Here is a 25,148-nt window from a genome sequence, read left to right as displayed (position 1 = left end):
ACGTGAAGGTTCCGTTCACCTGGAAACCCACCGGCTGGTACATGATCGGCTGGTCGGCGGAGTTCACCCAGGGAGAGGTCCGCCCGCTGCACTACTTCGGCGAGGAACTCGCGGCCTACCGCGACGACAACGGCGAACTGCACGTGCTGCAGGCCCACTGCCGGCACCTGGGCGCTCACCTCGGGCACGGCGGGAAAGTCGAGGGCGACTGCGTCGTCTGCCCGTTCCACGGCTGGCGCTGGGCCCCGGACGGCACCAACCGCTCGATCCCGTACCAGGACCGGCCCAACCGCGCCGCCCGTATGCGCGTCTACCCGGTCGTCGAACAGCACGAGTGCGTGTTCCTCTGGCACCACCCCCACGGCGAACCGCCGAGCTGGCAGGTGCCGGACATCTTCGAGTCGTTCCCGCAGTTCGACACCGACGACACGCATTTCTACCCGGCCTACCCGACGTTCTCCAGCCGGGCCGAGAAGGAGCCGGTCCACCCGCAGATCGTCGCGGAGAACGGCCCGGACAGCGTGCACTTCGAGTACGTGCACCACGCCACGGTCACCCCGCGGATGCTGAAGTACGAGGCCGTCGACCACGAGTGGCGCTTCCTCACCGGCTGGCCCAATACCCGCAGCGCCGACCCCGACGCGATGGTCTTACGCATCCACAGCAACATGTTCGGGCTCGGCGGCGCGATCAGCGCGTTCGAAGGGGTCCAGCAACACCGGCTGATCTTCGCCTGCACACCGGTGGACGACGGCGTCTCCGACCTCTTCTACTCGATCTGGTGGCCGCGTCTCGAGGGCGACGAGAACCCGGTTCCCCCCGACGACCTCCGCGAACGCATCGAGAAGCAGTTCCTCTCCACGGTCTGGGACGACCTGTCGATCTGGCGTTACCAGGAGTACATCGAGCACCCCACGCTGGCGACCCAGGACGCCGCCGCCTACACGAGCGTCCGCCGCTGGGCCAAACAGTTCTACGACATCACTCCGGACCGGTGAACCAGGGTGGGCGGTCGAAGAACAGCTCGATGCCGTGCAGGATCTGCTGACGGACTTCCTCGTTCGGTGCGGTCGCCGCTCCCGACCCCACCATCCAGATCAGACCGGCGACCGCCTGGATGATCGCGGCCCGGTCGACGCCCGGCGCCAGCTCCCCGCGCTCCTCGGCCCGCGCGATCAGCTCGACGATCACGACGCGGACCTGCCGGGACAGCTCGCGGAACGCCGCCGCGATCTCCTCGTCCTCGGGGGCGAGCCGGCCGATCTGGTAGTAGCCCATCGACCGGTCCGGGTGCTCGAACGCGTAGTTCGCCGCGACCCGCACGAGGGCCCGCAACTGGTCGAGAAGCCCGCCGGCCGGATAGACCTGGCCCTCGATCGCGCCGTCGAACGCGGCCGAGGCTTCCCGGACGGCGTTCCGCGCCAGGTCCAGCTTCGAGCCGAAGTAGCGGTAGATCGCGCCCCGGGTGATGCCGACCCGGTCCGCGACCGTCTCCAGGCTCAGCCGCTCGTAACCACCGGCCGCCAGCTCGGCCGACGCCGCGGCCAGGATCGCCCGCCGCGTCGCCGCGCTGTCCGCGTTCGCCGGCCGCCCGAGCGTCCGACGCCGAACCGGTCGTTCGTCGCCGGAGGAAACAGGCATGTGGGCTCCGCGGAGTAGTTCTCGGGACAGGCGACCCCATCGTTTCATCAGGGCTTGCGGGCCACTCCGCCGTACACGGACACCAGGGCGTCCGGCTGGTCGGCCTGCTGGTCGCGCTCGTCGGGACGCCAGCGGTGGACCACCGTCAGACCCGGCTCGACCAGCTCCAGCCCGTCGAAGAACCGGGTGATCTCGGCCCTCGTCCGCGGTCGGAGCACACCGCCCCGGCTCGCGAAGTCGGCCTCGACCGCGCGCCAGCCGTCCGGCGCCAGGTCGGGCGTCACCTGGGAGAGCGCCAGGTACGAGCCGGCGGGCAAGGCCGCGAGCAGCCCCGCCACCAGCGCGTGCGGGTCGTCCTCGTCCCGCAGGTGGTGGGTCACCGAGAGCAGCAGCAGCCCGACCGGCTGTCCCAGGTCGAGCGTGGCTGTGGCACGCGCCAGGATGCGCTCGGGTTCCCGCAGGTCACCGCTGATGTACTCGATCGCGCCGTGGTCCGCGGGCAGCGCGCGGCCACGCTTGACGACGAGCGGGTCGTTGTCGACGTACACCACGTGGGACTCCGGCGCGATCGCCCGGGCGACGAGGTGCGTGCTGCCGGCGGCGGGAATGCCGCTGCCGATGTCGAGGAACTGCCGGAGCCCGGCGTCCCCGGTCAAATGGGTGACCGCGCGGCGGAGGAACTCCCGGTTCGCGCGGGCGGCGACGCGCGCGCCAGGGTTCACCGCCAGCCCGGCCTCGGCTGCCGCCCGGTCGGCCGGGAAGTAGTCCGACCCTCCGAGCAAGTAGTTGTAGATCCGCGCCGGATGCGGACGATCCGAGCGCAGCGCGGTGGGGTCTGGTGTGGCGGCGTCGGTCATGGCCGCCATTCTCGAACAGCGCACCGATTCAGATCGCCGCTTGCCGGTATGCGGGGCGGTGCTTGAGTCGATAATGAACCGAAGGCACCGCCGACTCTCGTCCCGGGAGGGCATCCGTGTCCGACACCGTCTCCCACGCCTCGGCCCCGCACACTCCCCTCGACTCGACCGATTCCCGTAACTGGGAGCGCGTGCTCTGGTGGCTCGCGCTCGCCGGCGCCGCCGCCTCGGTCGTCGTCGGTCTCCTGATGACGTTCTGGCCGGACGCCACGCTGTACCTCGGCGCCGTCCTGTTCGGTCTCTGGCTGATCGTCCACGGCATCATCCATCTCGCCCGCGCGATCACCAGCCACGCCGACGCCGCGATCCGCGCGCTCGACGGCGTCCTCGGTGTCCTATTCGTCGTCGCGGGCATTGTCTGCCTGCGGCACATCGTGACGTCGCTGCTCGTGCTGGCCACCGTGATCGGCCTGACCTGGCTGATCGAGGGTGTCATCGTGGTCGCGTCGACGTTCGGCAGCCGCTACACCGGACGGACCAGGGTGGTCGTCGGTGTGCTCGGCGGCGTCGCGATCCTCGGCGGCCTCGTCGTCCTCCTCTGGCCCGAGCTGACGCTGGTCGCGATGGTGGTCTTCACCGGGATCTGGCTGATCGTCGTGGGGCTCGTCCAGCTGTTCCTGGTCCTGCAACTGCGCCGCGAAACCGCCTCGTGAACTAAGAACTCAGTGCCCGATGTCATGGGCCCCGGGCTCGACCAGCGCGCTCTCGTAAGCGAACACGACGATCTGGGCCCGGTCGCGCAGGCCCAGCTTCGTCAGGATGCTGGACACGTGTGACTTCACGGTGGCCGGACCGACGAACAGACGCTCGGCGATCTCGGTGTTCGTCGCACCGCGTGCGACCGCGACGACGATGTCGCGTTCGCGCTCGGTGAGCCGGTGCACCCGCTCGGCGACCGCCGAGTTCACGCCGGGACCCGCGGCGAACCGGGCGATCAGGCGGCGCGTGATCGACGGAGCGATCAGAGCGCCGCCGCCGGCGACCGTCCGGACGGCCGTGGCCAGCTCCGCGGGCGGGATGTCCTTCAGCACGAAGCCGCTGGCGCCGGAGCGGAGCGCCCGGTAGACGTACTCGTCCGGGTCGAACGTCGTCAGGATGAGGATCCGCACCGGCCAGTCGGCGTCGGCGAGAATGCGTGCGGTGGCCTCCAGCCCGTCGAGCTCCGGCATGCGGATGTCCATCAGGACGACGTCCGGATGGTGTTTCTCGGCGGCCGTGATGGCCTCCAGCCCGGTGCCGGCCTCCGCCACGACGTCGATGTCGGGCTGGGCACCCAGGATCATGCTGAACCCGCCGCGGACCAGGGCCTGGTCGTCGGCGACGACGACGCGGATGGTCACGCGGAGGCCCCGTCCCGGGGGAACCGGGCGAGGACCCGGAAACCACCGTCGGGGCGCGGAGCGGCCACGAGCGAACCACCGAGGAGCGTCGCCCGCTCCCGCATCCCGACGATGCCGTGCCCGGCCGCCTGCGGACGGGTCACGCCCGGCGCGGCGTCGTCGGTGACCTCGATGACCACGTCGGTCCCTTCCTCGCGCAGGTGCACGTCGGCCCGGGTGCCGGGCCCCGCGTGTTTCACGACGTTGGTCAGTGCTTCCTGGACGATCCGGTAGGCCGACAGCTGCACCCGGGTCGGGAGCGGGGTGGCCAGCTCGTCGGTGATCCGGACGTCGAGCCCGGCGGCGCTGACCTGGTCGATCAGTCGCGGGACGTCGGCGAGCCCGGGCTGCGGGCCGACGCCGTTGCGCATCGACTCCGGCCGCAACACCCCCAGCAGGTGCCGCAGCTCGTCCAGCGTCTGGCGTCCGGCCTGCTCGACCGCGGCCATCGCCTGCCGGGCACCGACCGGATCGGTGTCGGCGACCGCCTGGGCAGCCCCGGCCTGCACGGTCATCATGCTCACCTGGTGGGCGACGACGTCGTGCAGCTCCCGGGCGATGTGGGTGCGTTCCTCCGCGACGATCCGCCGCAGTTCGTCCGCGCGTTGGCGTCGTTGTCGTTCGGCGTTGTCGGCGCGGAGCCGCAGGCGACGCCCGATGTACCAGACGACGAACAGGAACACGAAGCCGAACGCGGTCTCACCCCAGGGCAACCCCAGCACGAGGATGTCGAGCACGAGCACGGCGTACGTGGCCCCGAGACCGGCCAGCGCCCGCCTGCTGTTCGCCTCGTAGCGCCCGACGCTGTACAGCGCGGCGACCATGAGGAACCCGACGTCATACTCCTCGGCCAGGGAGTTGTCGGTCGCGACCAGGAGCGCCCAGCAGACCAGCACCACGCCGAGCACCGGCAGCGGCGCGCGCCGGCGCCGGTACAGCGCGACGGCGGCCCCCACCTGGACGGCGAGCACCGCGAGCGGGACGTCGGTGATCGGCCGGTACACGAGCTGGTCGTCGGGACCGTCCCTCAGCAGCGCCACGGACGCGAACAGCACGACGGCGAGCACCGCGTCCGAGGCGCGCGGCCAGCGCGCGAACGGTCCACGGAAAGCAAGATTCATCGCGCCTCCGTTCCGATGTCCTGCACGGTAGGGCGCGGCGGCGTCGCCGTCATCCGTCGCGCGGGGGAGGCGCATCCGGTGGTCACCCGCCCCGCGGGGGAGAGCGCGGCCCGTCCCGCGCCGGGCGACGGTACCCCGGCCCGCCACCCACGCTGACGGCCATGAATACGTTGACTCGGCGCCTGGGCGCGGCCAGCGCACGCAGGCCTCTTCGCACTCTTCTCGCGTGGGTGGTCGCTGCGGCCGTCCTCCTCGTACTGGGCAGTACGGTCGGCGGATCCTTCGCCGACGACTTCGCCGCACCCGGCAGCCAGAGCGACCGCACGATGCGGCTGCTCGAGGAACGGTTCCCGGAAGCGGCCGACGGCGTCGCGATCGCGGTGTTCGCCGCGGACGACCTGGCGCAGCATCGCGCGGCCGTCGACGCTGCCGTGGACCGGATCGCGGACGTCCCGCACGTGGCGCGCGTCGCGGACCCGTTCGCGGCGGGCACGATCTCGCCCGACGGGCGGATCGGCTACGCCGAGATCACGTTCGACGTTCCCTCCACGCGGGTGGGTACACCGGCCATCACTGCCATTTCGGACGCTCTGGAGCCGGCCACCGCGGGTGGACTGACCGCCGAACTGGGTGGGGACACGGCGTTCATCAACTCGGAGGACGCCACGTCGGGCGCCGAAGCGGCCGGGATCCTCGCGGCGCTGGTCGTGCTGCTCGTCGCGTTCGGGACCGTGGTGGCCGCGCTGATCCCGATCGTGCTGGCGCTGATCGTGGTGGGTGCCGGGCTCGGGGGCATCGCGGTGCTGGCCAACACGATGGACGTGTCGAACGTCGCGCCGACGATCGCCGCGATGATCGGGCTCGGCGTCGGCATCGACTACGCGTTGTTCATCACGGCGCGGTACCGGGAGGCGCGCGGGGTGCGATCCCGCGAAGCGGGGTCTCGTGACGAAGGGCCTCGGGATCCTCGGCGGGACAATGCTGCGGCGCTCGACGTCGCGATGGGGACGGCCGGCACGTCCGTGCTGTTCGCCGGCGGCACGGTCGTCGTCGCGATGCTGGCGTTGCTGGTAACCGGCATGGGGTTCCTGATCTCGATCGGGCTCGCCACCGCGCTGGTCGTGCTCGCCGCCGTGCTGGCCGCGCTCACGCTGCTGCCCGCGATCCTGAGCCTGCTCGGGGACCGGATCGACCGGGGGCGGCTGCCCCTGCGGCGGCGCGAATCGTCGGGCTCCCGGTGGGAACGGGTGGCGCGGCACGTCTCGGCGCGGCCCGTGCGCTACCTGCTCGCCGCGCTGGTGTTCCTGCTCGCGCTGGCCGCACCCACGCTGAGCATGCGGCTCGGGTTCCCCGACGCCGGCGACGACTCGACGAACATCGGCCATCGGCGCGCCTACGACCTGCTGGCCGAGGGCTTCGGGCCGGGCGTCAACGGTCCGCTGCTGGTCGTCGTCGACCTGCGCGAGTCCGGGGCCGACGCCGGTGACGTGCCCGCGCTGTCGCAGCGCCTCGCCGACGACCCGGGCGTCGCCTCGGTCGGCGAACCCGTGACGTCGTCCGACGGGTCCACGGTCGTCCTCCGCGTGCTCACCACGACCTCGCCGTCGGACGAGGCGACCTCGGACACGCTCGACCGCCTCCGCGACATCGTTCCCGCCAACGCCGGGATCGCCGGTCTGACCGCGATGACCGACGACCTGACCCACCATCTCGGCCGTGTCCTGCCGATCTTCGTCGGCGGGATCCTGGCGGCGTCGTTCGTCCTGCTGCTCCTGGTGTTCCGCTCGATCGTCGTGCCGCTCAAGGCCGTGCTGATGAACCTGCTCTCGATCGGCGGCGCCTACGGCGTGGTGGTCGCGGTGTTCCAGTGGGGCTGGCTCAAGGAGCTGGTCGGGCTGGAGCAGACGATCCCGATCGCATCGCCGCTGCCGGTGATCTTCTTCGCGGTCCTCTTCGGGCTCTCGATGGACTACGAGGTGTTCCTGCTGTCCCGGATCCGGGAGGCGTACCTGCAGAGCGGCGACCCGGTCGGGTCGGTGGCGCGGGGCATCGCGTCGACCGGGCGGGTGATCACGTCGGCGGCGCTGATCATGGCCGCGGTGTTCCTCGCGTTCGTGGCCAGCCCGTCGCCGCTGTCCCGGATGGTCGGGCTCGGGTTGGCGACCGCGGTGCTGCTCGACGCCACCGTGGTGCGGATGATCTTCGTCCCCGCCGCGATGACGTTGCTCGGCCGGGCGAACTGGTGGCTACCCGGCTGGCTGGATCGTCGTCTGCCGAGCCTGGGCCGCGAGGACGCGACCGCGCTCCCCGCCGAGAAGCCGAAAGCCGCCGTCGGCCAACCCGGCTGAACGGGGGCCGGGCGGCGGGGTCAGAGCGTGACGAACGCGTCGTCGATCGTGGCCGGGAGCGGGTTGGTGGCGCCGCACTGCTCCCGGACCAGGTCGAGCAGCAGCTCGAGCGTCACCCGGTTGGCCGGCACCAGCCCGTACTCGCTCACCGGCGACCCGGCGTGCTTCCAGGACCGGACGAACCAGTCGGAGAGCTCGGCGGCCAGCGTCGGACGCTCGGCGAGGACGTCCTGGCGCACCGCGATCGTGTGGTTGATCGTCTCGGCGCCGGTGAGGTCGAACCACGACCGCTCGGCGGCCGTCAGGTCCGCGAACAGCGGCCCGACCGCGTCGTCCTTCACGGCCAGGCCGAGCCCGGCCACCAGCGCGCCGTCGCGGAGCTGCTGCGGCAGGTCGGCGCCGGGAACCGGCTCGGCGGTGGCCGGGAACCGGAAGCCCGGCGCGTGTTCCTGGGCGCTGACCACCCAGGTCAGGCCGTCCAGGTCGACGCCGTACTGCCTGTTCAGGATGCCGCGGATCCAGAAGCCTGTGGTCTGGCTGAACGCTTTGGTGCCGATCCGCGCGCCCGCCAGGTCGGCAGGCGTGCGGATCCCGCTGTCGCGGCGGACCTGGAGCCCGTGGTGCGGGTAGCGGCGCAGCGGGAACACCGGCAGGCCGACGATCGGCACCCCGCCGCCGACCGCGAGGAGGAACGCACCGGCCGCGATCTCGCAGACGTCGAACTCCAGGTCGTCGGTCATCCGCCGGAACGCGGTGTTGATCGGCGCGACTTCGACCCACTCGACCTCGACCCCGGCGGGCGCGGGCACGAGGCCGTCGATCATCGCCGCCGTGTGGGGACGACGTTCCAGGACGACGCGCAGCGGCCGCGGCATTCCGACTCCTCGGGGGTTCGCAGTTGGGGGGCGCAGTGGTGGTGGGGGGTCGCAGTGGTGCCGTCACGCTAGGGCGACCACCGCGGGCTCCGGAACGTCCCACCGCTCAGGCTTAGGTGAACCGGCCGCAACCGATCAGGAATCGAGAAGCGCCCGCCCGGGGCGCGCACCTAGCGTTACCGGCATGGACATCAGCGTTTACCACGCGTTTCTTCCGCACGAGGACCCGGACGCCTCGCTGGCCTTCTACCGCGACGGGCTCGGCTTCGAGGTCCGCAACGACGTCGGCGGCGGCACGATGCGGTGGATCACGGTCGGCCCCAAGGAGAAGGGCACGACGTCGATCGTGCTCTGCCCGCCGGCCGTCGACCCGGCGATCACCGACGACGAGCGCCGCACGATCGCCGAGATGATGGCGAAGGGCGTCTACGCGATCCTCACGCTCGCCACGCCGAACCTTGACGACACGTTCGCGCGGATCGTGGCCTCCGGCGCCGACGTCGTCCAGGAGCCGACCGACCAGCCGTACGGCGTCCGGGACTGCGCGTTCCGCGACCCGGCGGGCAACCTGATCCGCATCAACGAGATCCGCCGGGAGGACGTGTCATGACCGTGATCGAGTCGCTCATCGTCGAAACGCCCGACACCGCGGCCGCCGAGGCGTTCTACACCGCGCTCGTCGGGCCGGACGGTCCGGTGGCCGTGCGGAGCTCGGACGCACCGTCGTCCGGCTTCCGCGGGTTCACGCTGTCGCTCATCGCGTCGCAGCCGGACAACGTCGACGCGCTGTACGACGCGGCGATCGCGTCCGGCGGAACGCCGCTCAAGCCGGCCAAGAAGAGCCTCTGGGGCTACGGCGGGCTGGTCACCGCACCGGACGGGACGATCCTCAACATCGCGACGTCGACGAAGAAGAACACCGGGCCCGCCGCCCGCGAGTTCGACAAGATCGTCCTGCTCATCGGCGCCGAGGACGTCGGCGCGAGCAAGCAATTCTACGTCGACCACGGGCTGACCGTGGGCAAGAGCTTCGGCCGCAAGTACGTCGAGTTCACCAGCGAGAAGGAGCACATCCAGCTCGGCCTCTACACCCGCCGCGCGCTGGCCAAGACCGCGGGAGTCTCGCCGGACGGGTCCGGGTCGCACCGGATCGCGATCGGCAGCGACGCCGGGCCGTTCACCGATCCGGACGGGTTCGCCTGGGAATCGGCATAGTTCCGGGGTATGCCTGGGGGGACCTGACGCGACTCGGCGTAGAGGAGCGGATCGTGGACCGGATGAGCGCGATGGATGCCGGGTTCTTCTTCGCCGAAGGCGAGACGACGCCGATGCACGTCGGGTCGGTGGCGGTGTTCGACGGACCCGCGCCCTCCTACGGCGACGTGGTGCGCCTGCTGCTCGGCAAGCTGCCCGAAGTGCCCCGCTACCGACAGCGGGCGATGCGGGTGCCGCTGGATCTCGGCCGGCCGGTCTGGGTCGACGATCCACACTTCCAGATCCTGTACCACGTCCGGCACACGGCGGTGCCCCGGCCGGGTAGCGACGAGCAGCTGCGGAACCTCGCCGGGCGGGTGCTCGGCCAGCGCCTCGACCTGTCCAAGCCGCTCTGGGAACTCTGGCTGGTGGAGGGGCTGGCCGAGGGCCGCTGGGCGATGATCAACAAGGTGCACCACGCGATGGTCGACGGGGTGGCGGGCACCGACCTGATGCAGCTCGTGTTCGACCTCGATCCGGCGGCCACACACCCCGAGCCGCAGCCGTGGGACCCGCAGGAGCCACCGTCGCCCGCGGCCGTGGCGGTGGAGGCGCTGACCGATGCGGTGGCCCGGCCGGTGCGGCGGTTCGCCGGGGTGGCCCGTGCGGCGGCGTCCTTACCCGGCTGGTCGGGCGCCGGCGCACTGGCCCGCCAGGCCGGGGTCCTGGGTGGTGCGGCGGCGAACGTCGGCAGGCAACTCGTCACGCCGGCGGCCTCGTCGCTCAACGGCAGGCTCGGCCCGCACCGCCGGTGGGCCTGGACCCACACCACGGTCGACGAAGTGCGCCGCGTCCGCCGGGCGCTCGGCGGCTCGATGAACGACGTCGTGGTCACCGCCGTCGCCGCCGGGCTCCGCGACCTGCTCGCCGCGCGCGGTGAGCTGACCCAGGGCCTTCTCGTCCGGACGATGGTCCCGGTGTCGATCCGGCGGCCGACCGAGCGCGGCACGCTGAACAACCAGATCTCCGCGGTCTTCGTCGACCTGCCGGTGGCCGAGCCGGACGCGACGGCGCGGCTGGCGTCGGTGCGGTCGCAGATGGACGCCAACAAACGCGCGCTGTCGGCGTACGACCCGCGGGCGGTCACCGGCGCCGCGGACCTGGTGCCCGCGCCGCTGCTCGCGGCCGCCGTCCGGACCCTGCTCCGGTCCGGGCAGCCGTGGGTGCAGGCGGTCACGACGAACGTCCCCGGCCCGCCGATCCCGCTGTTCGTGCTGGGTAGGCACCTGCGGTCGCTCTACCCGTACGTGCCGCTCGGCAGCGGCGTGCGTTTCTCGATCGGGATCTTCTCCTACGAGGGCGTGGTCAGCTTCGGGGTCACCGCGGACTTCGACGCGGTGCCGGACATCGACGTGCTGGTGGACGGCATCGCCCGCGGTGTCACCGAGCTGGTGGCGGCGGCCGAGCCGGTCCTGACAGTCTGACTAATCTTGTCGTATGAGCACACCCACCCCGGACCGGCGTGACCGCTATCTGCGCGCCGCCGTCGGGTGTTTCGCACGGTACGGCTACCGGCGCACGTCGATGGACGTGATCGCGCAGGCGGCCGGCGTCTCCCGGCCGACGCTGTACCAGTACTACCGGGGCAAGGAGGAGATCTTCCGGGCCGCGGCCGAGTGGGGCTTCGAGGACCTCGCCGAACGGGCCGAGACCGAGGCGCGGATGCCGGGGGAGCCCGCCGACCGGCTCTGCGCGGTCCTGGTCGTGATGCTCCGCATGCACGAGCCCGCCGATCGCACGCTCGACCGGTTCCCGGCCGAGCTGATCGACGAGGTGCACGGCCGGGCCGACGACCTGTGGCTGGCGTTCGAGGAGCGGTTGCTCGCGGTGCTGGCCGCGCTGCTCGACCGGTTCGCCGACCGGCTCGACATCTCCGGGGCGCCTGCGCTCCCGGTGGTGCTGCTCTACGGCGCCAAGGGCATCGCGCTCCGCGCCGGGTCGGCGGGGGAGCGCCGGGAGTTGCTGCGGCAGCTCGTCGGGATCACGGTGCGGGGACTGGCCCGGGAGCCGGTGACTAACTGACGTTTCCCGTCTAGAGTGTCAGCCATGACGACCATCGACGACGCACGCCACCGGATCACCGAGGTCCGCGCAGCGGGCGGCACGGTGACGATCGACGAGCTGGACGCGCTGTGGGCGGCGCTGGAGACCGTCCGGCCCGAGCAGCTCCTCGGCTCCTGGAAGGGCAGCGAGTTCGTCAGCGGGCACGGCTTCGAAGGACGGCTCGAGCTCGCGCGCTGGTACGGGAAGCGCTTCGACTCGCTCACCGACGTCGCGCCGCTGGTGTGCCGGGACGACGAGGGCAACCTGTTCGACAACCGGGAGATGGCCAAGGGCGGCGCGAGCCTGTGGACGGTCGAGTTCCGCGGTGAGCCGACCGCGACGATGGTCTACGACGGTCAGCCGGTCCTCGACCACTTCAAGAAGATCGACGACACGACGCTGCTCGGCGTGATGAACGGCAAGGGCGTGCTCGACAAGGGACGGCACTACTACTTCGTCCTCGAACGCGACTGACGCCCGTGCGCATCCAGGCAGCACTGGTCGAGTCACCGGGCGGCCCGTTCACGGTCCACGAGCTCGACCTCGAGAAGCCCCGACCGGACGAGGTGCTGGTCCGGATCACCGCCGCCGGCATCTGCCACACCGACCTGACGATGCGGCACGGCTGGCCGGCGGCCCGGACCCCGATGATCTTCGGCCACGAGGGTGCGGGCGTCGTCGAAGCGGTCGGCGACGCGGTCACCACGGTCCGGCCCGGCGACGCGGTCTGCCTGAGTTACCGCAGCTGCCGGGCGTGCGAGCAGTGCCGAGCCGGGCACCCGGCCTACTGCCTGCGGAGCGACCTCAACCTGCGAGGCGTGCGCGCCGACGGCAGCACCCCGCACACCCGCGACGGCTCGCCGGTCTACGGGAACTTCTTCGGCCAGTCCAGCTTCGCGACGTACGCGCTGGCCGACGAGAGCAACACGGTGCCGATCCCCGACGACTTCCCGCCGGTGCTGGCCGCGCCGCTCGGCTGCGGGATCCAGACCGGCGTCGGCACCGTGCTCACCGTGCTGCAGCCGGACGCCGGGAGCACGGTCGTGGTCTTCGGCGCGGGCAGCGTGGGGCTCAGCGCGGTGATGGCCGCGGTCGCCGAGCGCTGCACGGTGATCGCGGTGGACCCGGTGGCGTCCCGGCGCGCGCTCGCCTTCGAACTCGGCGCGAGCGGCGTGGTCGACCCGGCGGGGGGCACCGACGTCGCGGCGGCGGTGCGGGAGCTGACCGGCGGCGGCGCGCACTCCGCGATCGACACCACCGGCCGCCCGGACGTCATCCGGCAGGCCATCGGCTCGCTGCGGCGCCGGGGGACGCTGGCGCTGGTCGGCATCGGCGGCACCGCCGAGTTCGACCTGATGACCGTGCTGTCCAACGGCATCCGGCTCCGCGGCGTCATCGAAGGCGACGTCACCCCGGCCGATTTTGTCCCCCGCCTGATCGACCTGCACCGGCAGGGCGCGCTACCGATCGAGACGCTGATCGTGGAGTACCCGTTCGCCGACATCGAGACCGCGGCCAGGGACGCGGCGTCCGGCCGCGTCGTCAAGCCCGTCCTCGTCCACCCCGTATCCGGCTGAATTCCGGTACCTTCGCCGCGACCTGGACGCACTGCGAGGAGAAGCGATGATCACTGGGGCGCACGCGATCCTGTACAGCTCGGCAGCCGAGGAGGTCCGCACGTTCCTCCACGACGTGCTCGGATTCGGCTCGGTGGACGCCGGTGGCGGGTGGTTGATCTTCGCACTGCCGCCGGCCGAGCTCGCCGTCCATCCGACCGGCGGTGGGAGCTCGACCGAGCTGTACCTGATGTGCGACGACATCGAGGCCACGCTGGCGGAGCTGAAGACCAAGGGTGTGGAGTGTCAGCCGGTCACCGACCAGGGCTGGGGCCTGCTGAGCCGGCTGACGCTGCCCGACGGTAGCGGTCTCGGCATCTACCAGCCGCGCCACCCGTCCCCTTAGTCCCTTTCGTACCGAAGAAAGCACGGAACGAATCGTTCCTTCCTCGGGCAATAACGGGCCAATCGAGGGAGTGGCACGTTTCCGGGATATCGGACCTACCGGCCATCGCCAGGATCAGGACCGACCGCAACGCAGGAGGCACATGAGGCTCCTGAGAACTACTGCGGTCGGCAGTTATCTGTCCTGTCCGATCGATGGAGGTAAGTCGTGCGAACTAGCACCGGAGCAACTCTCCACGCCGAGCCACGGGGGCTCGCGACCGCACTCCACCACCGGCCGTTACGGCTGGCCGTTCTGTTCCTGGCGATCGTCACCGCTGCGGTGTTCGGCGTCGGGGCGGCGCCGGCCCAGGCCAAGGTGACCTACAAGGGTTACCTGACGTTCGACAAGAACCCGCAGAACCCGCAGAACTCCACGTTGACGTGGGAGCTGTACCGCACCGACCTCGACCCGCCGCGGCGCACGACGAAGGTCAGCTGGCGAGCCGGATCGGGCGTCGGGGTCACGAACCCCTGTACCAGGCAGCGTGGCTGGCTCCCGAACGGCCAGTACAGCGTGACGCTGCTGGAGGGATACAACGGCTCGAAGATCTGGGGCACCGTGTTCCGCCTGTCCGACAAGGCGTGCAAGCCCGGCAGCAAGATCAAGCGAACCGAGCTGTTCATCCACAGTGAGATGACCAAGTCCGGCAAGCAGGGCAAGACCGAACCGCAGCGGTGGGACGGTAACGGCGACTTCAAGTCCGCCGGGTGCATCAAGCTGCGGCCGGCGGACATCAAGTCGCTCGCGAAGTACTACAAGATCGCGTACAAGCCCGGCAAGACGTACGCGAAGGTGCTGACGGTCAAGAGCTGACGCTCCGATCCCGACGGTCGAGGCGCCCGCCGACCCACCTGGGTCGGCGGGCGTCTCGCTGCAGCTACGTCACATGACCCACTAAAACCACATTTGACACGGTGTGCACTCTGGCCATATGAGACTAAAACCACGCCTCTTAGGGCGTCTCAGCAAGCGGGCGGTCGCGGGGGCCGCCGCGCTGGTGGTCCTGTTCACCTCACTCCTGCTGGTCGGCGCGCAGCCGGCCTCGGCCGCACCCGGTGGTCAGAGCCTGCGGCTGGTCAAGAGCCAATGCATGCAGCGCAACGCCGACGGCAAGCCCACGTTCCAGTGGTGGGGCGCCGGGCCCACGAACGGCACGAAGGCCATGGTGCAGAAGGCGCGCGTGCGCGGGACGATGTTCGTCTGCGTGTACAAGTTCCGGTTCGCGGACAACGACAAGAAGTTCGACTACTGGGGCGCGAGCGTCCAGAGCTACTGGGCCCGCAACGGCGGATCGGCGAACTACCCCGCCAAGGCGCTGCACCAGATCGGGTCGACGCGGACCGCGCAGAAGGCGGTCTTCGACGGGACCGAGTCCTACACCTCCAAGAAGAGCTGTGGCGCCGAGGTGAGTCTGGGCGTCCAGATCGGCATCTTCTCCGCCTCCGCGCCGGTGCAGGCGTGCAAGAGCTACAAGCTCGAGGCCACCCGTGTGTCGGACGCCGCCGGATCCTGGCGGATCCAGAAGATCGGCGGCTGGCGCAAGGTGGAGACCGTCTACTCGCAGATGGTCCCCAGGGGTAAGGTGCCGACGTTCTACGTCGGCGTCACCGTGCCGCGCTACAACCTGGTGTGGCAGGACATTCCGGGGCTCTGGCGGTCGGTGCCGAACTTCACCAGCGTCTCCGCCAAGCTCTGACCCACTGTCCGTTCCGGCCGGCACCGCCCGTGGGCGGTGCCGGCCCTCCCTCACACCGCACTGCCTTACTCCGCGCGGCGCAGGTCGCGGCGAGCCAGGGCCAGCAGCCCGGCGAGTGCGCAGAGCAGCGCGCTGCAGCCGAGCACGGCCTGCGCGGACACCTGTTCCAGCGCGACCGCTCCGATCGCCGCGCCGAGCGGGGACGCGGTGCCCAGCAGGCTCCGCTGCAGCCCGAAGACCCGGCCGTGCTGCGACGGCGGCACCCACCGCTGCAGCGCGGCGGTCTCGATCGACGCGTACGGGCCCCAGACCGCGCCGCCGAGCAGGAACAGGCCGGCGGCGAGCGGGACGTCCTGCACGACGAGGACCGGCAGCATCACCAGGCCCCAGAACAGCGCGCCGAGCGCGTTGACCAGCCCGGGGCGTCGCCGGCCGAGCCGCGGCACCAACGGCAGTGTCGCGATCGCACCCAGGCCGAACACCACCCACAGCAGGCTGTAGATCGCCTCGCCGGAGTCCAGCCGCGCGCGGACGAGCGCGGGCGTGGCCGACTCGAACGGCCCGTACACGAAGTAGTACGCGGTGGACAGCGCGATCAGCGCGGTCACCCGGCCGGGCAGCCGCCCGGCGTGCGGTGCGTCGCGGACGGCCTCCGGTGCGGCCGGGGAGGCGACGGCCGGAAGGCCGCGGGCGAGTACGAGGGCCGCGACCAGCAGGCCGATCGGCACCAGCAGGCTGACCGACGTCCCGAACAGCGCGAGCGCGGGTCCGACCAGCGCGGGGCCCAGGACGAGCGGGGCGTGGTCGCCGAACGCGACGACCGCGTTCGCCCGGCCGAGCGCGTCGTCGGGGACGACGCGGGGCAGCAGCCAGCGCGCACCGGCGTAGCTGGCCGGTGCCAGGCACCCGGTCGCGGCGCCGACCAGCAGGACCGCGATCAGCGGCAGCCGCCCGGTGAGCGCGAGCCCACCCAGGAGCGCCGCGCGTCCGGCGAGGTCGATCAGCATCAGGCGGCGGGCTCCCCAGCGGTCCACCGCTCGTCCGAGCAGGACTCCGGCGGCCAGCGTGGGGAGTCGCAGCGCGAGGATCACCAGCGCGGTCTGCAGGCCCGTCCACCCCTGCGGCCCGGCCACCCACAGCAGGAGCAGCAGGAAGAAGCTGTCCGCCGAGGCGGCCAGGAACGACACCGCGGACAGCCGCCAGGCGACGCCGGGAAGGCGGGCCCGGGGCGCCGCGACGGCCGCCGGCATCACGGCGCGACGCTCAGGTCGACCGGGCAGTTCTGCCCGCAGGCGGCCCACGTGCAGGTGCGGCAGGTGGCGTCGGCCTCGGGGCGGCGGCGCGGGTCCGCGGTCAGCAGCGCGGCGACCGCGTCGACGAACGATGCCCGCTGCTCGGGCGTCAGACCGGAGAGCAGCGAGTCGACGGTCGCGTCGCGCACCCGCTCCCAGGATGCGAGCACGGCCGCGCCCTCCGGGTTCACGTGCAGCGGGACGCCGCGCCCGGTCGAGCGGCCGCGGCGCAGCAGGTTCCGTCCGGCCAGGCGGTCGACGAGGCGCACGGTGCCGGACTGCGTCAGCCCGACCCGCGTGCGCAGCCAATCCACCGAGCACCCGTCGTGCTCGGCGACCAGCGTCAGCGCCGCGAGTTCCCGGGGGTCGAGCCCGGCGTCCTGTGCGGCGGCGCGCACCCGGTCGTGCACGGTGAGGGCGAACGCGACGACGACGTTCCCGGTATGCATGAGTCATACATAGCCGCATTCGCGGCACTCAATCGGGTACCCGGCGGTACCATTTGACCCACCCCGTCCTAGGAGCTTCTGTGCGCGCAGTCCAGATCACCAGCCTCGCCGGTCCGTCCGCGCTCGAGGTGGCCACCATCGACGAGCCGGCCGCCGGCCCGGACTCGGTCGTCGTCGACGTCCACGTCGCCGGCGTGACGTTCCCGGAGGTGCTGCAGAGCCGCGGCGAGTACCAGGTGAAGCCGCCGCTGCCGTTCGTCCCGGGGTCCGAGGTGGCCGGGGTGGTGCGCTCGGCGCCCGAGGGCTCGGGTCTGTCGGCGGGGCAGCGCGTGGCGGCGTTCCCCGGGCTGGGTGGGTTCGCCGAGACCGTCGCGGTGTCCCCGGCGATGGTGTTCCCGCTGCCGGACGCGGTGACGTTCGAGGCCGGGGCGTCGCTGCCGATGAACTACCTGACCGTGCACTTCGGTCTGGTCCGCCGGGGTCAGCTGAAGGCCGGCGACACCGTGCTGGTCCACGGCGCGGCCGGTGGCGTCGGCACCGCGGCGGTGCAACTCGCGTCCGCGCTCGGCGCCCGCGTGATCGCGGTCGTGTCGTCGGACGAGAAGGTCGGCACCGCCAAGGCGGCCGGAGCCGACGAGGTCGTGCTCGCGGACGGCTTCAAGGACGCCGTGAAGGGGCTGACCGGCGGCCGGGGCGTCGACATCGTCGTGGACCCGGTCGGCGGCGATCGCTTCACCGACTCGCTGCGCAGCCTCGCCCGCGAGGGCCGGCTGCTCGTCATCGGGTTCACCGGCGGTGAGATCCCGCAGGTGAAGGTCAACCGCCTGCTGCTCAACAACATCAGCGTGGTCGGAGTCGGGTGGGGCGCGTTCTGGATGCCGCAGCCCTCGTACCTGCAGGAGCAGTGGGCCGACCTGCTGCCGCTGATCGAGGCGGGCAAGCTCGACCCGGTGGTCGGCCGGTCGTTCCCGCTGGAGCGGGCGGTCGACGCACTGCTCGAGCTCGATGAGCGTCGCGCCGCCGGCAAGGTTCTGCTCAGCGTCCGCTGATGTGACCCGGCTCACAGCGGATCGGAGATCCGCAGGCTGGTGATCCGGGACGCCGCCGGGCTGCTCGGGCTGACCGCGCTGGGCGCCGCGACGATCGGCGTGGCGCGGTCCTGGTTCCTGCCGCTGGGGTGGACGCTGCTCGCCGTCGTCCTGCCCGCCCTGGTCACCCTGCGGGACGGTCCGCTGGCGTCGGCCGAGACCTGAACGGGGTGCTCGTGCGGTTCTGTTCCGGCCGCCTGCTCGTTCAGGAGACCAGCGCGTCGGCGTCGTAGTCGTAGAGCCAGGCCTGGGCGTTGAGGGACCAGGCCTGGGAGCCGTCCGCGATCTGCCGGTCGCGTTCCTCCTGGTCCGGCCCGTCCGGCAGGTGGAAGCGGGTCTTGTTGCCCGCCGACATCGCCTGCAACTGCGACGTGCGGGGCAGCCGTACCCGCTCGTACCGGGTGAGGGCACCGGCGACGTCCGCGGGTGACCGGATGTCGCGCAGGCACGCGGCGAGCGCCGCTCCGTCTTCGATGGCCTGCGCGGCGCCCTGCGCCATGAACGGCAGCATCGCGTGGGCGGCGTCGCCGAGGAGCGTGACCCGCCCGACCGACCAGCGCGGCAGCGGCGGCCGGTCGAACAGCGCCCAGACGTACGTCTCGTCGGCCGCGCCGAGCAGGTCGCGCACCTGCGGGTGCCACCCGGCGAACGCGGCGAGCGCGTCGGCGATCTCGCCCCGGTCGGTCCACGACTCCCGGGTCCACTCGTCCTGCTCCACGACCGCGACGAAGTTGACCAGCCGCCTGCCGCTGATGAAGTAGTGCACGAAGTGCCGGCCGGGGCCCATCCAGATCTGCGCGGTCACCTCGAGGCCCAAATGACGCAGCCGCTCGGCGGGCACTACCGCCCGGTACGCGACGCAGCCGGTGAACCGGGCCCGGTCCGGCCCGAACAGCGCCTGGCGCACCGGTGAGTGGATGCCGTCGGCGCCCACCAGGACGTCGGCCCTGGCCCGGCGGCCGTCGGCGAACCGCAGCTCCACCCCGTCGGTGTCCTCGGCGAACCCCGCCAGCCGGTGGGAGAGGAACACCACGCCGGGAGGGAGCGCCGCGGCCAGCGCGTCCAGCAGGTCGGCGCGGTGCATCTGATAGTGCGGAAAGCCGAACGTCGCTTCGAGCGCCTCGGCCAGCGGCGCGCGCAGCAGCGTCCGGCCGTCGTCCCAGCGGCGCTGGTGCCACGCGAGCGGCTTCACGCCGGTCGCCGCGAGCGCCTCGGCCAGTCCGAGCCCGTGCAGGACGCGGGAGGCGTTCGGGCTGACCTGTACCCCGGCGCCGACCTCCGACAGCTGCCCGGCCTGCTCGTACACCCGGACGTCACACCCGGCGCGGACCAGGCAGAGCGCGGCGGTCAGCCCACCGATCCCGCCGCCGACCACCGCCACCGACAACCGCTCGGTCACGACGTCGAACGCTCCAGGCCGACGAGGTCCGCGAGGACCTCGAACGTGTCCAGCGCCTCGACGGCCGCGGCGGCGCGCTGCACGCCGGAGCGCGCGACCTCGCGGGACTGCATCCGCTCACCGGCCCCGGCGGTGGCCACCGCCGCGATGTAGGCCTCCGCGGCCAGCGCCCGGTAGGACGTCCACAGTGTCTCCGGGTTCGCCGCGACCCCGGCGGCGCCGAGCCGCGCGGCGTACCGCTCGACCAAGTCCCGCTCGTGTTTCCGCGCCTCCGGCACCCGCATCGCGGTGACGACGAAGTAGACGACGTCGCGGACGCCCGGCCCGATCGTGGCGACCTGCCAGTCGAGGAAGCCGGGGGTCGGCCCCTCGAAGAACAGGTTGCCCAGATGCGGGTCGCCGTGCGTCAGCGTCTGCGGCTGGGCGGCCCAGTAGGCGTCCACCGCGGGCAGGTTCTCGTACAGGACGCGGCTGCGACGCACGACGTCGGCCGGGATCAGGTCGGTCACCGACGCGGCGGGTTTCGCCAGCCCACGGCGGACGACCGCGCCACCCAGGTAGCCGACGACGGGGGAGCGGAGGCGCAGCGGCCCCAGCGGCGCCAGCTCGCCGGACAGGCGGGGCGACTCCCAGAGCGCGGCGTGCAGGTCGGCGAACGCGTCGACGACGGCTTCGGCCTCCCGGAGGCTGACGTCGTCCCGGACGTCCCGGAACGTCGCACGGCCGGAGAGGTCCTCCAGCACCAGCGCGATGCGTCCGAGCGCCGGGTCGACCCGCACCGCGTGGCAGCCGGGCACCCGGATCGGCACGTGCGGCGCCACCGCCCGGTAGAACAGCGCCTCGCGGGTTCCCAGCCCGACGACGTTCATCATCACGTGCTGCGCGAAGTTGTGCGGCGTCAGCTTGAGGAACACGTGGCTCGGCGCGTCGTGGCCGGGCCGGACGTCGAGCGCGAACCGGGCACGTGCGGCGGTGCCGGAGTCCTCGCTGACCAGGTCGATCGAGCGCAGCGCACCGGAGGGGAGACCGAGCGCGGCCTCGAGCCAGCCGGTCGTGACGCGGCTGCCGCGGTCGGGCAGCCGGCCGCGGACCACCCGGCTCGCCCCGCACCGGGCCACCTCCCGGCCGAGCGTGGCGGCGCAGCGCAGCGCCAACGACGGGTTCACGGGCGGGCGGTCCGGGGCGCGGTCGGAGTGAACGCGACGGGTAACTCCTCGTATCCGCTGACGAACATCGCCGGGCGCAGCGGCGGCTCGGCGGCCCCGGTCAGGTGCAGGTCGGGGAACCGGTCGAGCAGCGCGGTGAAGACCGCCTCCAGCTCCAGCCGCGCGAGCGAGGCGCCGAGGCAGAAGTGGGTGCCGATGCCGAACGCGAGGTGGTTGTTCGGGCTGCGCGTGAGGTCGAACCGGAAGGGGTCGGTGAACACGTCCTCGTCGCGGTTGGCCGACGGGTAGAGCAGCAGGAGCTTCTGCCCCTCGCGCAGCTCGCGGCCGTGCAGCGTCAGGTCGCGGGTCACCGTGCGCGCCATGTTGCGGATCGGGGTGACCCAGCGGAGCATCTCCTCGATCGCGGACGGCAGCAGCGACCGGTCGGCGCGCAGCCGCTCCCAGCGGTCGCGCTCGGCCAGCAGCTGGTACAGGCCTCCGCTGATCACGTGCCGGGTGGTCTCGTCGCCGCCGATCAGCAGCAGCAACGAGTCGAAGTACAGCGCGTTGTCGTCCAGCCGCTCGCCGTCGACCTCGGCGTGGACCAGGGTCCCGATCAGGTCGTCGGTCGGGGTCGCGCGCCGGTCGGCCAGCACACCGGTGAAGTACTCCCGGGACTCGGCCATCGCGGTGGCCATCCGCGCGGTCCGCACCGGGTCCGCGCGCTGCCCCTGCACCGCCATCATGTCGTCGGACCAGCGCAGCAGGTCGTCGTAGTGGTCCGGCCGGACGCCGAGCTGGTCGCCGATCACGATCAGCGGCAGCCACGCCGCCACGGCGGACACGAACTCGCACTCGCCGCGCTCGCAGATCCGGTCGAGCAGCCCGTGGGTGATCTCGTCGATGCGCGGACGCAGGTCGGCGACCCGGCGCGGCGTGAAACCCTTGCTGATCAGCTTCCGGCGCAGCAGGTGCTGCGGGTCGTCCTTGTCGATCATCATCGGGGTCGCCGGGGTCTCCGGCCGGATCCCACCGGCGCTGGAGAACAGCTCCGGGTGCAGCGAGGCGTACTTCACGTCGGCGTACCGGGTGAGCCCCCAGACGCCGCCGTGCGGGTCCCAGTACACCGGGTCGTTGGCCCGCAGCCAGGTGAGGGCCGTGTGCGGGTCCGCGCCCCAGAAGTCGCCGCTGGTCAGCTGGGGTTCTTCCGTCGTGGTCATCCGTGCACCTCGCGGGGGTCGCCGGTGCCGGGAGCATAATCGAGCGACGCCACCGTCCACCCAGGAATCGCAGGGTCGGGACGCGGGAAGCTCTCACCGGAGGACCCGGCGCAGCCCCGCGGCTCCCACCAACACTGCCAGCAGCACCGCCGTCCACGACGCCACCACCCACGGCGGCGGCCCGCCCGCCGCCGCGCCCAGGTAGTCCAACCCGGCCAGGCCGTTCACCACGCACCACCACAGCCCGAGGTACAGCGCCTGGAACAGCCGCGCGGCGCCGCTCACCAGCCCGAGCACCGACGCGAGCGCGGGTACGAACACGGCGCCCGCGACCCAGGCGGCCAGCCCGGCGGCGTCACCGCCGAGCGCCATCCGCAGCGCGGGCCCCGCACCGACGGCGGCCGTGAACACCACGCCGGCGGCCCACGTCGCCGCGATCCTGGTCACCGGCGCCGGGCACGCGTCGAGGAGCGCGTCGACGCCGTGCTCCCGCCCGGCCAGTCCCAGCCGCGACCAGATCAGCACCGGCCAGCCCCAGGCGGCGAGCAGCAGCGCTGCGGCGGTTCGCTCGGGTGCCACCAGCGGTGCCACGACCAGCAGGGCCGCGACCAGCCACCACCACCGGGACACGCCGGCGGTCAGGACGCGCAGCTCGCCCACGACCAGCCGGGGAAACACGATCCGCGCCCGTGCGGCGCCGCGCGGGTAGGCCACCGGCGCGGCGGCGGCGCGCGGCGTCTCGTCCACCTGAAGAACGCGGACCGGACCGCCGGACGCCCGCACCGGGTCGGACCGGCCGAACCAGAGCGCGGGCACCACGGCCACCACGACGGCGAGGAGCGCGAGCAGCGCCCGTTCGCCGACCAGCCCGGCGGTGACCGGGAAGCCGTCCCAGACGAACGTGGCCGGCAGGTCGTCGAGGTACATGAACCCGATCGCGGCGTCGGACGCGCGCAGCCCCTGCGCGGCCATCGTCTCGCGCAGCGACGCCGCGACCGCGGGCGTGCCGAGGCCGCCGAGCGGCGCGGTCGGTGACTGGGCGGCGATGATCGCGACCATCGAGCCCGCGCACCAGACGACGTTGCCGAAGCCGCCGCGGAGCAGCGGAACGGTCTCCCAGAACACGGCCAGCGCCGCGGTCACCGCGAGTACCGGCAGCGTGAACAGCACGAACGGTAGCAGCAGGTCGCCGGGCACGATCGCCAGCGACTCACCGCGCGCCAGCTGGAGGACCAGCGCCGTGACCGCGAGTACCGCGGCCATCGACCCGAGCACCAACAGGTTGCCGAGGAACGTGCCGAGCAGATACGAGTGCGTGCGCAGGCGGGTGACCGCGAGCAGTTCCCGGACTCCGGTGGCCCGGTCCTGCGCCAGCGCGGTCCGCACCACGAAGAACCCGCCGACGGTGAGCCACAGCGCACCGGCCAGCGCGGCGATCGTGCCGGTGTAGGCGCTGTTGTAGACACCCCGGTAGCCGCCGAGGCTGACGATCGTCCAGTGCGAGTCGGTCGCGGGGACCGCCAGGTACCCCAGCCCCACCGCGGCGAGCAGCACGACCGCGTAGGCCGGGCGTCGTCGTCGTTCGCGGAAGCCGGCCAGCGCGACTGCGAGCGCGCTCACCGGGTCACCACGCCCAGGTAGGCGTCCTCGAGGTCCGGATCGACCGGCCGGGCCCGGGAATCCGGCGGCTCGGGAGCCAGCAGGCGGACGCGCACCCCGGACGCGGCCCGGACCAGCCGGGTCACCCGCTGACCGGCCTGGAAACGCGGCACCTCGGCCGGGTCGATCGTCAGCTCCCAGACCTGCCCGGCGACGGCGTCGAGCAGGCGGTCGAGGCCGCCGCGGTGCACCAGGCGCCCGCCGACCAGCACCGCGACGTCGTCGGTGACCGTCTCCAGGTCGGAGACGATGTGCGTGGAGAGCACGACGACGCGGTCGGCCGCCAGGTCGCTGAGCAGTGTGCGGAACCGGACCCGCTCCTGCGGGTCCAGGCCGGCGGTCGGCTCGTCCACGACGACGACGCGCGGGTCGGTGAGTAGCGCCTGCGCGATGCCGACCCGCCGCAGCATGCCGCCGGAGTACCCGCCGAGCGGACGCTTGGCGGCGCCGGTCAGGTTGACCAGCTCCAGCAGCTCCGGGATCCGGATGCGCGCCGACCGCGCGGACAGCCCTTTCACCGCCGCCAGATAGGAGAGGAACTCCCGGGCGGTCAGGTGCGGGTGGACACCGAAGTCCTGCGGCAGGTAGCCCAGCGTCCGCCGCAGCGCGTCCGGGTGGGCGACGACGTCAACGCCGTCGAACAGCACCCGCCCGCCGGTCGGACGCGTCACGGTCGCGGCGATCCGCAGCAGCGACGACTTCCCCGCGCCGTTCGGGCCGAGCAGCCCCAGCACACCGGGCTCGAGCCGCAGCGTCACCGCGTCGACCGCCCGGGTGCGTCCGGAGTAGACCTTGCTGACGTCGAGGAGTTCCAGCATCACGCGGCCTTCCGGACCGAGGCGGTGGTCCCGGTCGCACTGACCGTGCGCGGGCTGGACGGGTCGCTGGGCACCGCGGGGGAGCCCGGTGAGCAGGTGACGCGGTAGGTCTCCGGTCCGGCAGGCAGCGTCACGGCCACCGCGCCGCCCGGCGCGCGGGCGTCCACGCGCTCCGGGGCGCGGCGGAACGTCAGCGCGACGCCCCGGGTGTCGGAGGACGCCGTGACGTCGGGTGACGTCGCGCCGGTGACCGTCACCGCCGCCTCGGCGCGCAGCGTCAGCCGGCCGGACGGCCGCTCCACGGTCAGCCAGCTGCCGTCGACGGTCGCGGTGACCGCGCCGGACGGTTCGACCAGCCGCGTCGGCGCGTCGTTCGTGACGGTCACCGCGGTTCCCGGGGGCACGTGGACGATGTGCCTGCCGCCGCAGTCCGGGACGAACCCGCTGCACGTGACGCGCAGCGTGAGGCGACTCCCGTTCATCGACCAGGCGGCGTTGCCGTCTGCGGTCGCCTTGCCGGTCAGCGTGCGGTCGACGGTCACGCCGCCCGGCTCACCGGTGACCAGGCGCAGGTCGGCACCGCCGCTGTCCACGGTGAGCGCGGTCCCGGGCAGATCGAACGTCCGCTGGTCGGCGGTGGACTCGTTGATCGACCCGAGGTCGGTGCAGGCGGTGACGCTCAGGAGAGCGATGAGTATCAGTGCGGTGGCGGGTCGGGGCACGTGGGCTCCTGTGCTCAGTCCGTCTGGGGTGGATCGAGCACACCACCGTCGCGGCCGGCGGACACGGAGCGTAGCTAT

27 protein-coding genes are annotated in these 25,148 nt (G+C 72.4%); 14 read left to right on the top strand and 13 right to left on the bottom strand.

Going from position 1 to position 25,148, the window contains the following annotated elements; genetic code table 11:
- The first annotated feature begins 2 nt into the window (after window positions 1–2).
- Window positions 3–998, top strand: a complete 996-nt coding sequence (locus tag BUB75_RS35305; RefSeq protein ID WP_073263571.1) for a Rieske 2Fe-2S domain-containing protein — start codon at window positions 3–5, stop codon at window positions 996–998.
- On the opposite strand, the gene BUB75_RS35300 is transcribed toward BUB75_RS35305, so the two are convergent.
- Together BUB75_RS35300 and BUB75_RS35295 are read right to left on the bottom strand one after the other, a co-directional pair.
- Window positions 982–1,641: a TetR/AcrR family transcriptional regulator gene (locus BUB75_RS35300; protein ID WP_073263569.1), complete on the bottom strand. Its 660-nt coding sequence runs from the start codon at window positions 1,639–1,641 to the stop codon at window positions 982–984. The genes BUB75_RS35305 and BUB75_RS35300 overlap by 17 nt on opposite strands.
- A gap of 47 nt (window positions 1,642–1,688) precedes the next feature.
- Entirely contained in the window at window positions 1,689–2,498 is an 810-nt protein-coding gene (locus BUB75_RS35295; RefSeq protein ID WP_073263567.1) for an SAM-dependent methyltransferase, read from the bottom strand.
- A gap of 116 nt (window positions 2,499–2,614) precedes the next feature.
- Between BUB75_RS35295 and BUB75_RS35290 the strand changes: the two genes are divergently transcribed.
- Window positions 2,615–3,211, top strand: a complete 597-nt coding sequence (locus tag BUB75_RS35290; protein WP_073263565.1) for an HdeD family acid-resistance protein — start codon at window positions 2,615–2,617, stop codon at window positions 3,209–3,211.
- A 9-nt stretch (window positions 3,212–3,220) separates the two neighbouring features.
- Here the strand turns inward: BUB75_RS35290 and BUB75_RS35285 are convergent, their stop codons facing one another.
- A complete protein-coding gene (locus BUB75_RS35285) occupies window positions 3,221–3,898 on the bottom strand; it encodes a response regulator transcription factor (RefSeq protein ID WP_073263563.1) in 678 nt (225 codons plus the stop codon).
- A complete protein-coding gene (locus tag BUB75_RS35280) occupies window positions 3,895–5,058 on the bottom strand; it encodes a sensor histidine kinase (RefSeq protein ID WP_073263561.1) in 1,164 nt (387 codons plus the stop codon). Before BUB75_RS35280 ends, BUB75_RS35285 begins: the two co-directional genes overlap by 4 nt.
- 161 nt (window positions 5,059–5,219) lie before the next feature.
- On the opposite strand from BUB75_RS35280, the gene BUB75_RS35275 reads away from it, so the two are divergent.
- Window positions 5,220–7,406 carry an MMPL family transporter gene (locus BUB75_RS35275; RefSeq protein ID WP_073263559.1) on the top strand — a complete coding sequence of 729 codons (2,187 nt, stop codon included), beginning with the start codon at window positions 5,220–5,222 and terminating at the stop codon, window positions 7,404–7,406.
- 20 nt (window positions 7,407–7,426) lie between these two features.
- On the opposite strand, the gene BUB75_RS35270 is transcribed toward BUB75_RS35275, so the two are convergent.
- The gene (locus BUB75_RS35270; protein ID WP_073263557.1) at window positions 7,427–8,281 is read right to left on the bottom strand and encodes an ABC transporter substrate-binding protein; all 855 of its coding nucleotides are present in this window, start codon (window positions 8,279–8,281) and stop codon (window positions 7,427–7,429) included.
- A 184-nt stretch (window positions 8,282–8,465) separates the two neighbouring features.
- Here BUB75_RS35270 and BUB75_RS35265 point away from each other — a divergent pair, with 184 nt between their 5' ends.
- The 9 genes from BUB75_RS35265 (at window position 8,466) to BUB75_RS35225 (ending at window position 15,278) form a co-directional block, all read left to right on the top strand.
- On the top strand, window positions 8,466–8,891 hold the full coding sequence (locus tag BUB75_RS35265; RefSeq protein ID WP_073263555.1) for a VOC family protein: 426 nt from the start codon (window positions 8,466–8,468) through the stop codon (window positions 8,889–8,891).
- Window positions 8,888–9,496, top strand: a complete 609-nt coding sequence (locus BUB75_RS35260) for a VOC family protein (RefSeq protein ID WP_073263553.1) — start codon at window positions 8,888–8,890, stop codon at window positions 9,494–9,496. Before BUB75_RS35265 ends, BUB75_RS35260 begins: the two co-directional genes overlap by 4 nt.
- 62 nt (window positions 9,497–9,558) lie before the next feature.
- A complete protein-coding gene (locus BUB75_RS35255; protein WP_073263759.1) occupies window positions 9,559–10,959 on the top strand; it encodes a WS/DGAT/MGAT family O-acyltransferase in 1,401 nt (466 codons plus the stop codon).
- A gap of 13 nt (window positions 10,960–10,972) precedes the next feature.
- A complete protein-coding gene (locus tag BUB75_RS35250) occupies window positions 10,973–11,557 on the top strand; it encodes a TetR/AcrR family transcriptional regulator (RefSeq protein ID WP_073263552.1) in 585 nt (194 codons plus the stop codon).
- Between the two features lie 24 nt (window positions 11,558–11,581).
- The gene (locus BUB75_RS35245; protein WP_084742108.1) at window positions 11,582–12,052 is read left to right on the top strand and encodes a DUF4334 domain-containing protein; all 471 of its coding nucleotides are present in this window, start codon (window positions 11,582–11,584) and stop codon (window positions 12,050–12,052) included.
- Between the two features lie 5 nt (window positions 12,053–12,057).
- Window positions 12,058–13,155 (top strand): NAD(P)-dependent alcohol dehydrogenase, encoded by a 1,098-nt coding sequence (locus BUB75_RS35240; protein WP_073263548.1) that lies wholly within the window; start codon window positions 12,058–12,060, stop codon window positions 13,153–13,155.
- A 46-nt stretch (window positions 13,156–13,201) separates the two neighbouring features.
- Complete coding sequence (locus BUB75_RS35235) at window positions 13,202–13,540, top strand: VOC family protein (RefSeq protein WP_073263546.1); 339 nt, start codon at window positions 13,202–13,204, stop codon at window positions 13,538–13,540.
- Window positions 13,541–13,747: 207 nt separating this feature from the next.
- Window positions 13,748–14,395 (top strand): L,D-transpeptidase family protein, encoded by a 648-nt coding sequence (locus BUB75_RS35230; RefSeq protein ID WP_073263544.1) that lies wholly within the window; start codon window positions 13,748–13,750, stop codon window positions 14,393–14,395.
- Between the two features lie 118 nt (window positions 14,396–14,513).
- Window positions 14,514–15,278 carry a hypothetical protein gene (locus BUB75_RS35225; RefSeq protein WP_143175627.1) on the top strand — a complete coding sequence of 255 codons (765 nt, stop codon included), beginning with the start codon at window positions 14,514–14,516 and terminating at the stop codon, window positions 15,276–15,278.
- Between the two features lie 65 nt (window positions 15,279–15,343).
- On the opposite strand, the gene BUB75_RS35220 is transcribed toward BUB75_RS35225, so the two are convergent.
- Both BUB75_RS35220 and BUB75_RS45765 read right to left on the bottom strand, forming a co-directional pair.
- Window positions 15,344–16,528: an MFS transporter gene (locus tag BUB75_RS35220; protein ID WP_073263540.1), complete on the bottom strand. Its 1,185-nt coding sequence runs from the start codon at window positions 16,526–16,528 to the stop codon at window positions 15,344–15,346.
- Window positions 16,528–17,019, bottom strand: a complete 492-nt coding sequence (locus BUB75_RS45765) for a MarR family winged helix-turn-helix transcriptional regulator (RefSeq protein WP_073263538.1) — start codon at window positions 17,017–17,019, stop codon at window positions 16,528–16,530. Before BUB75_RS45765 ends, BUB75_RS35220 begins: the two co-directional genes overlap by 1 nt.
- An 80-nt stretch (window positions 17,020–17,099) precedes the next feature.
- On the opposite strand from BUB75_RS45765, the gene BUB75_RS35210 reads away from it, so the two are divergent.
- Together BUB75_RS35210 and BUB75_RS46715 are read left to right on the top strand one after the other, a co-directional pair.
- A complete protein-coding gene (locus tag BUB75_RS35210; protein WP_073263536.1) occupies window positions 17,100–18,068 on the top strand; it encodes an NADPH:quinone oxidoreductase family protein in 969 nt (322 codons plus the stop codon).
- 39 nt (window positions 18,069–18,107) lie between these two features.
- A complete protein-coding gene (locus tag BUB75_RS46715) occupies window positions 18,108–18,272 on the top strand; it encodes a hypothetical protein (RefSeq protein ID WP_178380066.1) in 165 nt (54 codons plus the stop codon).
- Window positions 18,273–18,312: 40 nt separating this feature from the next.
- On the opposite strand, the gene BUB75_RS35205 is transcribed toward BUB75_RS46715, so the two are convergent.
- From BUB75_RS35205 to BUB75_RS35180, 6 genes are all read right to left on the bottom strand, one after another.
- Complete coding sequence (locus BUB75_RS35205; RefSeq protein WP_073263534.1) at window positions 18,313–19,506, bottom strand: FAD-dependent monooxygenase; 1,194 nt, start codon at window positions 19,504–19,506, stop codon at window positions 18,313–18,315.
- Window positions 19,503–20,672: a phosphotransferase family protein gene (locus BUB75_RS35200; RefSeq protein WP_073263532.1), complete on the bottom strand. Its 1,170-nt coding sequence runs from the start codon at window positions 20,670–20,672 to the stop codon at window positions 19,503–19,505. Before BUB75_RS35200 ends, BUB75_RS35205 begins: the two co-directional genes overlap by 4 nt.
- Window positions 20,669–21,871 carry a cytochrome P450 gene (locus BUB75_RS35195; RefSeq protein ID WP_073263531.1) on the bottom strand — a complete coding sequence of 401 codons (1,203 nt, stop codon included), beginning with the start codon at window positions 21,869–21,871 and terminating at the stop codon, window positions 20,669–20,671. The genes BUB75_RS35200 and BUB75_RS35195 overlap by 4 nt, the downstream gene beginning before the upstream one ends.
- Before the next feature lie 93 nt (window positions 21,872–21,964).
- A complete protein-coding gene (locus BUB75_RS35190; RefSeq protein WP_073263528.1) occupies window positions 21,965–23,491 on the bottom strand; it encodes an ABC transporter permease in 1,527 nt (508 codons plus the stop codon).
- Window positions 23,488–24,348: an ABC transporter ATP-binding protein gene (locus BUB75_RS35185; RefSeq protein WP_073263757.1), complete on the bottom strand. Its 861-nt coding sequence runs from the start codon at window positions 24,346–24,348 to the stop codon at window positions 23,488–23,490. The genes BUB75_RS35190 and BUB75_RS35185 overlap by 4 nt, the downstream gene beginning before the upstream one ends.
- On the bottom strand, window positions 24,348–25,070 hold the full coding sequence (locus BUB75_RS35180) for a hypothetical protein (protein ID WP_073263526.1): 723 nt from the start codon (window positions 25,068–25,070) through the stop codon (window positions 24,348–24,350). Before BUB75_RS35180 ends, BUB75_RS35185 begins: the two co-directional genes overlap by 1 nt.
- Window positions 25,071–25,148: the final 78 nt, after the last annotated feature.

It is taken from the genome of Cryptosporangium aurantiacum, from assembly GCF_900143005.1.
Lineage (GTDB): Bacteria > Actinomycetota > Actinomycetes > Mycobacteriales > Cryptosporangiaceae > Cryptosporangium > Cryptosporangium aurantiacum.
Note: the sequence above shows the minus strand (reverse complement) of the source record. Positions and strands in the feature narration are given on the sequence as shown.